This is a genomic window from Actinoplanes couchii, assembly GCF_016862075.1.
Classification (GTDB): domain Bacteria; phylum Actinomycetota; class Actinomycetes; order Mycobacteriales; family Micromonosporaceae; genus Actinoplanes; species Actinoplanes couchii.
On record NZ_BOMG01000032.1, the window covers coordinates 13,450 to 26,470 of the forward strand.

Here is a 13,021-nt window from a genome sequence, read left to right on the forward strand (position 1 = left end):
ACGAACCCGCACTCAGGAATTTCTCGATATACAACCAGGATTCGAGAGAACGTGCTAGAGACGAAATCCTTTGACGAATTTTTTAAGTCTTCCCATTTTGGGTAATGCGGCGCAGTTACGCTCCCTGCGAGACCGGCCCGGCGATGTCTAATCCGCCGGCGCCCACCCAAACGACCGAAGCGGTTAAAAACCGCAGGAGGACCTCGCATGAGCAAGTCTCGTACGTCATTCCGGCGGACCGTGCTGCACGCCGGAATCGCCACTGCCACGACGATCGTCGCCACCACCGCAGTGGCCACCCCGGTCTTCGCGAACGCGCCGCTGACCCTGAACGTGACCTCGGCGAACGCCACCCAGATCACGGCGGGTGTCAACGTGATCGCCACGGCAAGCACGAACTGGCTGGCCAACGTCAGCGGCGGAAAGGTCTTCTTCACCACCGCCACCTGCCCCACTTCCTACCCGGCAAGCACTCCCAGCTGGACGCCCTCGGGGGATTTGACAAAGTTCAGCGCCACCAAGGGCTTCTTCAAGGTCGCAACTGGCCTTCCGGCCTCGACCGCAACAAGCTACAAAGTGTGCGTCTATGCGGGCACTACCACCGGCGATGCCTACATCGGTACCGGGACCTTCGCAGCCGCGCCAGCGCCTGTGTTGACATCGCTCGACGTAGTCACCGGGCCTGCCGCCGGCGGTACCACAGTTACCGTGACCGGCTCTGGGCTGCCCACCACAGCAGCCGGATATGCCAGTGCAACCCTGGGCGGCGTCAACGTCGGCACCATTACGGCGGGCAGCGCGACGAAGTTCTCGTTCACGACGCCCGCACGCGCGCCCTCGGGCACCGCACAGCCGCTCGTCGTGAACTTTGCCACCGCGGGCTCTGTCACCCTGGATACGGCCTTCACCTACTACAACGCGATCACGGTTGCACCGAACGTTGGCCGCCAAAACACCGACACTTACATCAACATCACGGGCGCTGGCTTCAACGCCTTGTCTTGGGGTGCCCTCGCCAGTACCGGTGCACACGTTTACCTCACTCATGGCGCTTATGACAAATCATTCACCGACGCCTACAAGGTTGTCACCGAATGCGACAACGCCTCCATCGTCCCGGTGAGCGACAACGAAATTATCTGCCTTCTCAAGCTGAGCGCAACACTGAGCACCACCCCCGCCGCGGTCGCCACGCCGGTATCGAATGGCGCTTACACCGTCACGGTAGTCGACAACGGCGCCAAGGCTGCCGCCACGGTCAATCCGAGCATCGTCAGCCCGTCCGCCACCTTCACGGTCGCGACAGTCACCTCCTGATCCTAGGATTGGCCAGGTGATCGACTGACACCGTAAAGCGCTCGGCTGAAGAGTCAGCCGAGCGCTTTACCATTCCCTAAGAGGCAATCCAATTAGCCCAGCTTTCCCCATTCCTTCTCAATAACCTTAAGGTAGGCAGAAACCGGCGGCTCACTGCCGTCATATGTCGTTCCTAGAGTTATCACGCTACGATTCCCCGAGAGTCGCCAACAAATCATCATGTTGGGGATGTGCCGCGGTTCGGCATTGAGGGCGAACCGAAACTTCTGTGAGCAGGTCGCTTCGCCAGCCGGGAAACCCTTGTCCGCTACGATCCGGAGATCCTTTTGCCCACCCAAGTCTCCCCGCGCGGTTGTAACCCTTAATAAACTGGCTTGCCCCTTCTCGGTCTTGATCTTGATTTCGCTATCCGGCAGGGTCCGACTCGGCGCGGGCAAAGGCTGGGTCAGCTTGATGCCGGCTGCCTCCTGGGCTTTGCGGGCGTCCTCGATCTCCTTGCGCACCTTCGGGAGCATCGCCTCACTGCCCTGAGTCCGGGAAGGTGACGAACTCGGCCCGGTCTCGTCGATCGGTGTCGCAGAGGCCGACGGCGCGACCGACTGTGGACCGGGGTCGACGGGAAGTGTGGGGGCTACCACCACCGCGTCTGATGATGTAGTGGCGTCTCGGTCCACGATCTGGGCTGTGATGGCATATGCGCCGCCGCCTAGCACCACCGCCGCTCCGGCCGCTCCCACCACGATTCGCCTGCGGCGGATATCTCGTGCCGAGGGGCGCCGATCATCGTCGTCGTAGGTCACGTCAGCTTCCTCCAGGGGTTCCGGCCGGTGGCCGCCCTGGTCGGCGGCCAAATCCTCATCGTCCCCATCAGTCGGACATAATGGGCGGGGATCCGGGAAACCGGCCCCGAAGGTGGACCAGACGGGGTCTGAGCTGGCGGAACTCTTGACGTGCGTACGTCAGGCAAGGCAATTGAATTATCAGGTTTGGCTTGCCTAAATTGCTGGAAGTAAGGCTTGCCTAATGATTTATGGATCATAAAAATATTACGGCGGTATCGTGTTTAACAGCATTGGGAATGGCTATATTCGGCAGCGGTGACAATGCCTGCCGACCTGAGGAGAACGTCATGACCCAGATGCTGAACATGCCGCGCGTGCAGACCTGCACCGTCACCGGCTGTGGTTACAACCACGATGGCTGCACCGCCTTCGCCATCACCATCAGTGAGAGCAACTCCGCCTGCGGCACCTTCGCGGGTGAGGGCCTCTCCGGCGGGATGGGGATCGCGACCGCCCAGGTCGGCGCCTGTAAGCGGGCCGACTGCAAGTACAACGAGAACCTCGAGTGTCGCGCGCCGGCGATCACCGTGGGCGCGTCGGCGGACCAGGCCGACTGCCTCACCTACGAGCACGCCTGACCCGGGCCGTCCGGTGCGCCGGGCGAATGCGGACACGCTAAAGGCGCCGCCCCACATCATGTGGGACGGCGCCTTTGCGTTATCCGGTCAGAACGGGCTGACGGTGAAGATGGATCCGCTGGTGAGAGCGGTCTGCTTGTAATCGGCGCTGGTGGTGGACGCGCCCGGAGCGCCGTTGCTGACCAGGGTCAGGTTGTAGGCGCCGTCCGGAACGGCCAGGTTGGGCAGCAGGGTGAGGCCCACCGGCCGGTCGACGGCGGCCGGGGTTCCGGTGACGAGGTTGTTGAAGGTCGAGGTGGCCGCCTGCGAGATCTCCGCGGTGGTGTTGTTGTTCGTCAGCTGGGTGATTCGTGAGCCGACCGGGATGCCGGCGGAGTTCTGGCCGAAGACCGCGCCGGCGTCACCGACGGAGAAGTCGCCGCTGACGAGGTTGCTGCCGAGCAGGGTGCTGGTGATCTTGATCGGGGTGCCGCCGGTGGTGCTGGCGGTGGCCGGCGCCGACAGGACGGCGCTGGTGCCGCCCGGGAGGACCGCGCTGATGGTGGTCCCACTGACGATGCCGGTGACGTCCTTCAGCACGCGCCCGACGTCGGACTTGCTGAACGTCGTGCCGGACGCCGTGACGACGTTGCTGCCGGCCGTGGTGAGCACGCCGACGCCCCCGGTGGTGGCCTTCAGGACGTCACCGACGATCCCGGAGAGCAGGCTCTGCAGCGTGGTGGTGCCGGTGGCCGGCTGGGAGATGAGGGCCAGGCCCGGGGTCAGCACGGCCTGGATGGTCGACCCGGCCGGAATGGTGTTGCCGTTGCCGCTGCCGGTCAGGACCCGCCCGATGTCGTCGAGGCTGAACTTGTTGCCCAGCGAGGTGATCAGCCGGCTGCCCAGGCGGGTGCCGATGTCGCTGGTCAGGCTCTTGGTGGCGCCGAGCACGTCGGCGAGCACCCCGGTCTTGTCCAGGCGGCGGTTGAGCTTCAGCGTGCAGACCAGCTCGGTGTCGCTGAGGACGAACGGGTTGGTGCACTCGGCGAGCGGGCCGTTGGCCTTGTTGTTGTTCTCGTCCACGGTCGGGTCGTACTCACCGCGGACCAGGTAGATCTTGGCGCCGTCGGCGGAGGTGCCGAACACCTGGCTGAGGAAGTCGGTGCCCTGGACCAGGACGTCGGTCGCCGCCGAGGTGGCCGGGGCGGTGTTGGTGCCGAGGATCTTCAGGGCGTTGCGGAACGAGAACGCGCCGGGCAGCGTGCGGGAGCCGGCCAGGGTGTTGACCACCAGGGCGGCGTTGTCTCCGGCGGTGCGCAGCGGGAGCGTGGCGGTGAACGAGGTGGGGTTCACCGGGGTGACGTTCAGCAGGTCGACACCGCCGAGGGTGGCGCTGATCGAGCCGGGCGTGGTCGGGAAGTCGGTGCCGTTGACGGTGATGGTGATGCCACCGGTGGTCGGCCCGGCGTTCGGGGTGATCGAGGTCGGGTTGGGCAGGACCGTCGAGGTGTACGGCGCCGATCCCAGCACCGTCGACTCGCCGGACGACCCGGTGTAGGTGCAGAGCTGGTAGACCTTCGGCTGCTTGTCGGTGATCGCCAGCTTGGGCACGGTGATGCCGAGCCGGTTGTTGGCGAGCTTGCGGATGCCGGAGGCCGGGACCGCGACGCTGCCGGCCACCGTCGTGTCGTAGTTGGCCGGGCAGCCGGCGTTCGGGGTGAACAGCACACCGGGCGCGGCGATGCCGCTGAACAGGCTGGTGGCGCCGCTGTTGGCGGTGATGTTGTTGACCGCGTCGTACGGGCCGCTGTTGGCGCTGAGGCTGAGCTGCGGCAGCGTGACCTGGTAGGTGCTCGCGCCGAGCAGCGGGTCGTTGGTGGTGCTGCCCTGGTAGACGCAGGTGTTGAAGCTCCCGGAGCCGATCACCGCGGACGGGACGGCGACGGTGGCCGCGGAGTTGGCCAGTCCGGCCTTGATCACGGGCGCCGGGATGTTGCCGGCGGACACCCCGTAACCGGCCGGGCAGGGGTTCTGGGTGAAGAGGGCGGCCGGTGTGGTGACGCCGGTGAAGATCGGGGTGGCCGAGTTCAGCGTCAGGTTGTTGGTGACGCCGCTCAGGCCGTTGCTGGGGTTGCTGGTCAGGCTCTGGTACGCGGTGAGGACCGGTGTCGTGCCGCCGATCGGGGTCGCGCCGTTGCCGGCGTTCGGGTAGACGCAGACGTTCTGGGCCTTGGCCACGCCGTTGGTGCCGAGCGGGAGGACCGGGACCTTGAAGCTGATCGTGCTGTTGTCGACCTTGGTGGCCGACTCGGCGGAGACCAGTGTCGACGACGGTGTCGTGTAAATCGCGCATGTCTCGTTGGATGGCCTGAGCAGGACGGCGGGCGCCGAGGTCGCGGTGGTGAAGCCGTTGGGCTCGGTGATCCGGACGGTTCCGCCGATCGGCGCGGTGGTCGCGGACACGACAGCGGCCTGGGCGGGCTGCCCCACGGCGACGACCACGCCAGCGGCGGCCGCTACCGAGGAGGTGACCGTCCCGAGGGCACGGACCAGGGATTTCTTGCGGATCTTGGGCATGCCAGAGCCTTTCTTGCCAACGATGAGGAGTGGATGACCTCGGCAGGCCGTCCCGCCGGAAGCGTAATGATGAAACATTCTCTTTCCAGCGATAACGGCATAAGTCGGACCAGGAGGGCCGGGTACGGACGGTCGAGGCCGGCGTTGACGGCGGCGCGATCTCGCGCTAAGTTGACCTCAGATCGAGTAAGACTCAATCTGAGAAACACTTAGCTTGAGAAGAACTCAGAACGAGAAGGACCATGATGGACGAGGCGAGCTTCCTGGCGGCGTACGACCCCCGCGACTATCCCCCGGTCGCCGTGACCGTGGACGTCGTGGCGCTGACCATCCGGGACGGCAAGCTCTGTGTCCTGCTGGTCGAGCGCGGCCACCAGCCGTTCGCCGGTCAGCGCGCCCTCCCCGGCGGTTTTGTCCGCATCGAGTCGCTGGCCGAGGCCGCGCTGCGGGAGCTGGCCGAGGAGACCGGCCTGACCCCGGGGGTCGACGACCTGGAGCGGGTCCATCTGGAGCAGCTCCGGACTTATGGGAACCCGGATCGTGACCCCCGGATGCGGGTCGTCTCGGTCGCCTACCTGGCGTTCGCCCCGAGCCTGCCCGAGCCGACGGCCGGCAGTGACGCGGCCCGCGCCTACTGGGTGCCCGTGGAGGAGGCCAAGGATCTGGCCTTCGACCACGACGAGGTCTTCGCCGACGGGCTGGAGCGGGCCCGTTCGAAGCTGGAGTACACGCCTCTCGCCACCGCCTTCACCGGCACCGAGTTCACCATCGGCGAGTTGCGGCAGGTCTATGCGGCGGTGTGGGGCGAGGAGCTGCACGCCGGCAACTTCCACCGGAAGGTGCTGTCGGTCCCGGGCTTCGTGGAGAGCACCGGGGGCACGACGGCCAAGGGCGGGGAACGGGGCGGGCCGAAGGCGAAGTTGTACCGGGCCGGAGACGCCCGGCTGCTTCACCCGGCCCTGCTCCGGCCGACCAGAGAGGACCGGGTGCGATGATCACGACGGCCGGGATCGAGACGCTGTCATTCGAGGAGGCCGTGGCCCGGATCGCGGCCGCGGAGGACTTCCAGGAGCTGGGCGAGCGCCGGGCGTACCGGAAATGGGCGAAGTTGGTCCACCCGGACACCGTGGGCGCGGCCCGCCGGGCGACCGCCACCAACGCCTTCGCGAAGCTGGCGAACCTCTACAAGGGTGCCGGCCAGGCACCGGTGCTGCACGGGCGGCGCCGCTCCTACCGGATGGACCGGGTGCACGCGAGCGGCGATCTGGCCGAGCTGTACGCGGACGGCGCGGTGCTGATCAAGGTGCCGCGCAGCCCCCGCGACAACGACCTGATGGAGACCGAGACGGCGTCGCTGCGCCGGCTGTGGAGCGACGGCGACCCGAAGTTCCGGCCCTACGCGCCCCGGCTGGTGGAGAGCTTCGTCTACGAGGACGAGACGCGCCGCCGCCGGCGGGTCAACGTGCTGGAGCGGCAGGCCGGGATGATCAGCCTGGCCGAGATCCGCCGCCCGCTGGACCCGCGGGACGCGGCCTGGATGTGGCGGCGGCTGCTGACCGCGCTCGGCTGGGCGCACCGGGCCGGGGTCACCCACGGGGCGGTCCTCCCGGAGCACGTGCTGATCCATCCGGAGGAGCACGGGCTGGCCCTCGTCGACTGGTGCTATGCGGGACATCGACCTGCGGCGATAGTGAAGGCACGACTGTCCGACTATCCGCCGGAGGTGCGCAACGACCGACTCGCCGGTCCCGCGACCGACATCTACATGGCAACGGGCCTGATGGCGCGGCTGATCGGGCCGGGGATGCCCGCCCCGATGCGGCGGTTCGCCGCGGGTTGCATGTACGACGCGCCGCGCATGCGGCCGCAGGACGCCTGGGCGTTGCTGGGCGAGTTCGACGAGTTGATTCACCGGCTTTACGGCCCGCGCAAGTTCCGGCCGTTCGTTCCTTAGGAGGACAAAATGGGAAGCGGACACTGGTCCACCGACGTCTACACGGCCGCCGCGAACTACCGCACGGCGACCGGGTCGAGCGCGTTCGCGTACAGCGACAGCGGCGCCCGCACCGTCCACGCGGACCTGAACCCGCACGGCGTGTTCATGCGGGAGAGCCGGGACAGTGACGAGCACCCGTTCAGCACGCCGATAGCCGTGCTGTTCGACGTGACCGGTTCGATGGGCAACGTCCCACGAACCCTCCAGACGAAACTGCCGCAGCTGCTGGGCCTGCTGACCCGCAAGAGCTACGCGGTCGACCCGCAGATCATGTTCGGGGCGATCGGGGACGCCACCTGCGACCGGGCGCCGCTGCAGATCGGGCAGTTCGAGTCGGACAACCGGATGGACGGGCACCTGGAGAAGATCGTCCTGGAGGGCGGCGGCGGGGGCCAGAAACACGAGTCGTACGAGCTGGCGCTCTACTTCATGGCCCGGCACACCCTGCTGGACTCGATGATCAACCGGGGCCGGCGCGGGTACCTGTTCATCATCGGTGACGAGATGCCGTACCCGCGGGTCAAGCCCCGTGAGGTGCGGGCGGTCATCGGCGACGAGCTGAGCGAGCCGATCTCCACCGAGGACATCCTGGCCGAGCTGCAGCGCAAGTACGACGTCTACTACATCCTGCCGACCGCCGCCCACCACAGTGGGGACCGTGAGGTGCTCGGCCGGTGGCGCAAGCTGCTCGGGCAGAACGTGCTGGAGCTCGACGACCTGGACGCGGTCTGCGAGACGATCGCGCTGACCGTCGGGCTCGGTGAGGACGCCATCGACCTGGACGAGGGCATCTCCGACCTGACCGACGTCGGGTCGCGCGCGGGTGGCTCGGTGGAACGGGCGCTGGCTCCGCTGCAGCGTACCCAGGTGGTCCGGGCCGGTTTTGAGATCGCCGGAGGCGCGGGCGGCAATCAGCGGCTGTGAATGAGCACATGGCTGTGGTCGATCTGGGCTACGGCGACGCGGGCAAGGGCACGGTGGTGGACGCCCTCTGCGCCGAGCGGCCACGACGGGCCGTGCTGCGTTTCAACGGGGGAGCGCAGGCGGCACACAACGTGATCACCGAGGACGGACGGCACCACACGTTCGCCCAGTTCGGGTCGGGCACACTGCGCGGGGTGCCGACCCACCTGACGCGGTTCACGGTGGTGGACCCACTGGCGCTGGCCGGTGAGGCGGCGGCGCTCGGCAACCCGTTCCACCTGCTCACGGTGGACGGGGACGCGCTGCTCGCCACTCCGTGGCATCGCGGAGCGAACCGGCGCCGGGAACTCGCGCGGGGCGATTCCCGGCACGGTTCGTGCGGGATGGGGGTGGGCGAGACGATGTCGTACGCGTTGAGCCGGCCGGACGACGCGCCCCGGGTGGGTGACGTCCTCTCCCCCACGCGTCTGCGCCGGAAGTTCGGGGTCCTGCGGGACTTCTACGACGACCACGACGTGCCGTTGGAGGACGTGGTGGAGGCGTTCACCGCGTTCGGCGAGACGGTCCGGATCGTCCCGTCATCCTTCACCGACCGGCTGCTCCGCGAGGGGCCGTGTGTGTTCGAGGGCGCGCAGGGTGTGCTGCTGGACGAGTGGCGGGGCTGGCACCCGTACACGACCTGGTCGACGACGACGTTCGACAACATTCAGAAAATTTGTCCGGATTTTTCAAGACTTGGTGTGGTACGGACATACACCACTCGCCACGGCGCCGGTCCCTTCGTCACCGAGGATCCGAGCCTGGACCTGCCCGAACGGCACAACGGCCGGGATCCGTGGCAGGGCGCCTTCCGGGTCGGCCACTTCGATGCGGTAGCGCATCGATACGCGATCGAGGTGGCAGGTGGTGTCGACGCGCTCGCGATCACCCACCTGGACGTCCTCGAGCGCTGCCCCGGCCTGCGGATCTGCACGTCGTACGACATCGGGAGAAGGATCGAACCGGGCCCGTGGAAGGACCTGGACCACCAGGAACGTCTCGGCGCCGCGCTGGCGGCGGCCCGCCCGGCAGAGACCTGTCGCCCGGACGACTGGTGCGACGCGATCTCCACCGAGCTGGGCGCGCCGGTGTACCTGGAGTCCTACGGCCCGTCCGCGGCGGACAAGAAGATCAGGTGCGGGTGAGGACGAAGACCGGGAGCACGCGGTCGGTCTTCTTGGTGTACTCCTCGTACTGCGGGAAGGCGGCCACCGACCGCTCCCACCACACGTCGCGCTCGGCCCCGGAGACCTCGCGGGCGATGTATTCGTGCTTCTCCTGAAGGTCCTGGAGCTCGACCCGCGGGTTCGCCCGCAGGTTGTAGACCCAGACCGGGTTCTTCGGGGCGCCGCCGAGGGAACCGACGACCGCGTACTCCCCGTCGTGCTCGACCCGCATCAGCGGGGTCTTGCGTAGTTGGCCGCTCTTCGCGCCGACGCTGGTCAGCACGATGATCGGCCGGCCCATGATGTCGTTGCCCTCGGCACCGCCGGTGGCTTCATACTTCTCGGCCTGCTCGCGGGCCCAGTCCGAAGGGCTGGGAGCGTATTCACCCGTCAATGGCATGATCCCGACCCTACCTCGCGCACCCGGATCGCACCCCGGGCGCGCCCTCTCCCGCACTGCGCCGGCCTCACCTTTGTTCCCACGGGCCGGCTGCCATCGCACCGGCCCCCCGACGGAGGGTGGACACGGATGCGGGCACGGCGGAACTTCCTGGCGGGCGGGATCGTGGCGGTCACCGCGGCGGCGATCGGCGCGTTCGCCCTGCCCACCGGCAGCCAGGCGTTCAGCCCGGTCTCCTACGGGACGGCCGGCGAGCCGGTCCGGATCCTGACCACCACCCTGGACGCGGACGGCCGGCCGGTCTACTCGGTCCAGGTCGCCACCGGGCAGGCGCAGGCGAAACGGATCGCCGCGTCGGTCGCGGACCGGGACGGCACGGTCGCCGTCGAGGTCGACTCCCGGATCCACGCCCTCGAGGTGCCGGCCGACAACGACCCGTACCGCGGCAAGCAGTGGGATCTCAAGACCATCGGCATTCCCACCGCCTGGGAGTCGAGCACCGGTGAGGGTGTGGTCGTCGCCGTCATCGACAGCGGTGTCGACGCGAGCCACCCGGACCTGGCCGGCCAGGTGCTGCCCGGGTACGACGCGGTCGCGGACGCCGGGGGCGGCGACAGCGACGTGGACGGGCACGGCACCCACGTGGCGGGCACCATCGCCGCGCTCACCGGCAACGGCAAGGGCATCGCCGGAATCGCCCCGGACGCGAAGATCCTGCCGGTGCGGGTGCTCGACGCCAGCGGTGAGGGCTACACCTCCGACGAGGTCGAGGGCATCGTCTGGGCCGTCGACAACGGCGCCGACATCATCAACCTGTCCCTCGGCGGGACCGAGGCCGACACCGCGGAGAAGACCGCCATCGAGTACGCCCGGAAGAAGGGCGTCACGGTGATCGCCGCGGCCGGCAACGAGCGCAAGCAGGGCAGCCCGGTCAGCTACCCGGCCGCGTTCCCCGGCGTGATCGGGGTGGCCGCCACCGACGCGAACGATCACGTGGCCGACTACTCGAACCGGGGCGACTACGTGGACGTGGCCGCGCCCGGCAGCGGCATCCTCAGCACCTGGATCGACGGCAAGTACGCGACCGCGAACGGCACCTCGATGGCGACGCCGCACGTGGCCGCGGTGGCCGCGCTGCTCAAGGCGTACCAGCCGGATCTCACCCCGGACCAGATCGAGCAGACGCTGGAGAAGACCGCGGTCGACCTGGGCACCAAGGGCTTCGACACCGACTACGGCAACGGGCGCATCGACGCGGCGGCGGCACTGGTGGCACTCGGCGCGGACGGCGGCGGCGACTCACCGGCTCCCGAGGTGACCGTCGACCAGGAGGATCAGACCGTCACGTACGGCGCGAAGACCCGGACCACGTTCACCGTGACCGCCGGTGACGAGGCCTACGCCGGCCAGGACGCCCAGCTGTGTCTCACCGTCGGCGGCGTCGACAAGGGCTGCCAGGCCGTGACCACCGACGCCGACGGCGAGTACGTCTACCACCGGGCCGCGACCGGCACGTTCCAGATCACGCTGGAAGTGGCGTCCGGGGACGACTCGGTCGAGTCGCCGGCCGCCTCGGTGGCGTACACGGCCAGGGCCGCGGTCAAGGCGAGCCGGACCGGCAAGGGCGCGATCACGGTGCGGGTGACCGGCGCGACCGGCCAGAAGATGACGCTGCAGCGCCTGGTCAAGGGCAAGTGGAGCACCGCGAAGACCTACAGCGCCACGGCCAGCCGCAAGATCACCGGGCTGGTGTCCGGCGGCAGTTACCGGGTGGTGCTGGCCTCCACCAAGACCGTGGTGGGCGTGACCACCGGCACGGTCAAGGCCTGACGTAACAACGGTGGGGTTTACTCGACCCCATGAGCATCATCTCGCGGGGCTTCGGCGGGCGGCGGCGTGATCCGTCGCCCGACCTGCCTCCCGGTCAGTATCAGGCGCACGACTTCCCGGTGCTCTCCGCCGGGCCGACGCCGCGGATCCCGCTGGACCGCTGGCAGTTCTCGATCCTCACCGAGACCGGCGAGGAGCACACCTGGGACTGGAAGCAGTTCACCGCGCTGCCGGCCGAGGACGTCACGGTCGACATCCACTGCGTCACCAAGTGGTCGAAATTCGGCACCGGCTGGAAGGGCGTCTCCCTCGACACGCTCTTCGAGGACGTGGAGACCGCCGGCGACTACGTGATGGCGCACAGCGTCGGCGGCTACACCACCAACGTCCCGTTCGAGGACCTGCTGGACGGCAAGGCCTGGATCGCCTACGAGTACGACGGTGAGCCCCTGCATCCCGAGCACGGCGGCCCGGCCCGGCTGCTGATCCCGCATCTGTACTTCTGGAAGTCCGCCAAGTGGGTGGACCGGCTGCGGATGATGCACGAGGACGAGCCCGGGTTCTGGGAGAACGCCGGCTACCACATGTACGGAGACCCGTGGCAAGAGCAGCGGTACCACGGCGACTGACCTGGCAGGTGGCGACCGTCCGGGAGACGCGCGAGGAGACCGGCACCGCCCGGACCCTGGTGCTCGACATCCCGGAGTGGGCCGGCCACCTGCCCGGTCAGCACATCGACATCCGGCTCACCGCCGAGGACGGCTACCAGGCCCAGCGCAGCTATTCGATCGCGTCGGCCTGGTCGGCGGACAGCAAGACCGTCGAGATCTCGGTGCAGCGCCTCGAGGACGGCGAGGTGTCGCCCTATCTCACCGAGGTCGTCGAGCCCGGTGATCAGATCGAGGTCCGCGGGCCGATCGGCGGCTGGTTCGTCTGGCGGGCCGAGTCCACGGCGCCGGTGACCCTGATCGCCGGTGGTTCCGGGATCGTGCCGCTGATGGCGATGGTCCGGGCCCGTGGGCGGCAGCTGTTCCGGCTGATCTACGCGGTGCGGACCCCGGCCGACGTGCTGTACGCGGACGAGCTGCGCCGCCGCGCCCGCGAGGATTTCGGGCTGGACGTGCACTTCGTCTACAGCCGGGAGGTGCCGGCGGGCTGGCCGGTCCCGCCGCAACGGATCGACATCGCGGTGGTCAACACGCACGGCTGGCCGCCGGACTTCGCGCCGGACTGTTTCGTCTGCGGACCGAACACCTTCGTCGAGGTCGTGGCCGACATGCTCGTCGCACTCGGCCACGACCCGGCGAAGGTCCGCACGGAACGCTTCGGCGGCGCCTGAGTAAGGCGTCTGAGTAAGGCGCCTGAGTAGAGCG

General features: G+C 68.2%; 12 protein-coding genes. 9 read left to right on the forward strand and 3 right to left on the reverse strand.

The features are described from left to right. The first annotated feature begins 207 nt into the window (after positions 1-207). Positions 208-1,317 (forward strand): IPT/TIG domain-containing protein, encoded by a 1,110-nt coding sequence (locus Aco03nite_RS09590; protein WP_203794439.1) that lies wholly within the window; start codon positions 208-210, stop codon positions 1,315-1,317. Between the two features lie 92 nt (positions 1,318-1,409). Here the strand turns inward: Aco03nite_RS09590 and Aco03nite_RS09595 are convergent, their stop codons facing one another. After that, positions 1,410-2,117 carry a hypothetical protein gene (locus Aco03nite_RS09595; RefSeq protein WP_203794440.1) on the reverse strand — a complete coding sequence of 236 codons (708 nt, stop codon included), beginning with the start codon at positions 2,115-2,117 and terminating at the stop codon, positions 1,410-1,412. Positions 2,118-2,446: 329 nt separating this feature from the next. Between Aco03nite_RS09595 and Aco03nite_RS09600 the strand changes: the two genes are divergently transcribed. Then, the gene (locus Aco03nite_RS09600) at positions 2,447-2,737 is read left to right on the forward strand and encodes a DUF1540 domain-containing protein (protein ID WP_203794441.1); all 291 of its coding nucleotides are present in this window, start codon (positions 2,447-2,449) and stop codon (positions 2,735-2,737) included. 87 nt (positions 2,738-2,824) lie between these two features. Here Aco03nite_RS09600 and Aco03nite_RS09605 read toward each other — a convergent pair whose 3' ends face one another. Next, positions 2,825-5,293: an IPT/TIG domain-containing protein gene (locus Aco03nite_RS09605; RefSeq protein WP_203794442.1), complete on the reverse strand. Its 2,469-nt coding sequence runs from the start codon at positions 5,291-5,293 to the stop codon at positions 2,825-2,827. Positions 5,294-5,535: 242 nt separating this feature from the next. On the opposite strand from Aco03nite_RS09605, the gene Aco03nite_RS09610 reads away from it, so the two are divergent. The 4 genes from Aco03nite_RS09610 to Aco03nite_RS09625 are packed head-to-tail and all read left to right on the forward strand — an operon-like array spanning position 5,536 to position 9,397. Further along, entirely contained in the window at positions 5,536-6,288 is a 753-nt protein-coding gene (locus tag Aco03nite_RS09610; RefSeq protein ID WP_203794443.1) for an NUDIX hydrolase, read from the forward strand. Then, the gene (locus tag Aco03nite_RS09615) at positions 6,285-7,247 is read left to right on the forward strand and encodes a protein kinase family protein (protein ID WP_203794444.1); all 963 of its coding nucleotides are present in this window, start codon (positions 6,285-6,287) and stop codon (positions 7,245-7,247) included. The genes Aco03nite_RS09610 and Aco03nite_RS09615 overlap by 4 nt, the downstream gene beginning before the upstream one ends. Before the next feature lie 9 nt (positions 7,248-7,256). After that, positions 7,257-8,213: a hypothetical protein gene (locus Aco03nite_RS09620; protein WP_203794445.1), complete on the forward strand. Its 957-nt coding sequence runs from the start codon at positions 7,257-7,259 to the stop codon at positions 8,211-8,213. A gap of 8 nt (positions 8,214-8,221) precedes the next feature. Next, positions 8,222-9,397 carry an adenylosuccinate synthetase gene (locus tag Aco03nite_RS09625; RefSeq protein WP_203794446.1) on the forward strand — a complete coding sequence of 392 codons (1,176 nt, stop codon included), beginning with the start codon at positions 8,222-8,224 and terminating at the stop codon, positions 9,395-9,397. Here Aco03nite_RS09625 and Aco03nite_RS09630 read toward each other — a convergent pair. After that, positions 9,384-9,818 (reverse strand): nitroreductase family deazaflavin-dependent oxidoreductase, encoded by a 435-nt coding sequence (locus tag Aco03nite_RS09630; RefSeq protein ID WP_203794447.1) that lies wholly within the window; start codon positions 9,816-9,818, stop codon positions 9,384-9,386. The genes Aco03nite_RS09625 and Aco03nite_RS09630 overlap by 14 nt on opposite strands. A gap of 129 nt (positions 9,819-9,947) precedes the next feature. Between Aco03nite_RS09630 and Aco03nite_RS09635 the strand changes: the two genes are divergently transcribed. From Aco03nite_RS09635 to Aco03nite_RS09645, 3 genes are read left to right on the forward strand one after another with little or no spacing between them, the layout of a single operon-like run. After that, the gene (locus Aco03nite_RS09635; protein ID WP_203794448.1) at positions 9,948-11,648 is read left to right on the forward strand and encodes a S8 family peptidase; all 1,701 of its coding nucleotides are present in this window, start codon (positions 9,948-9,950) and stop codon (positions 11,646-11,648) included. Between the two features lie 29 nt (positions 11,649-11,677). Then, complete coding sequence (locus tag Aco03nite_RS09640; protein WP_203794449.1) at positions 11,678-12,277, forward strand: sulfite oxidase-like oxidoreductase; 600 nt, start codon at positions 11,678-11,680, stop codon at positions 12,275-12,277. Further along, positions 12,247-12,987, forward strand: a complete 741-nt coding sequence (locus Aco03nite_RS09645) for a ferredoxin reductase (RefSeq protein ID WP_239145030.1) — start codon at positions 12,247-12,249, stop codon at positions 12,985-12,987. The genes Aco03nite_RS09640 and Aco03nite_RS09645 overlap by 31 nt, the downstream gene beginning before the upstream one ends. Positions 12,988-13,021 lie beyond the last annotated feature (34 nt).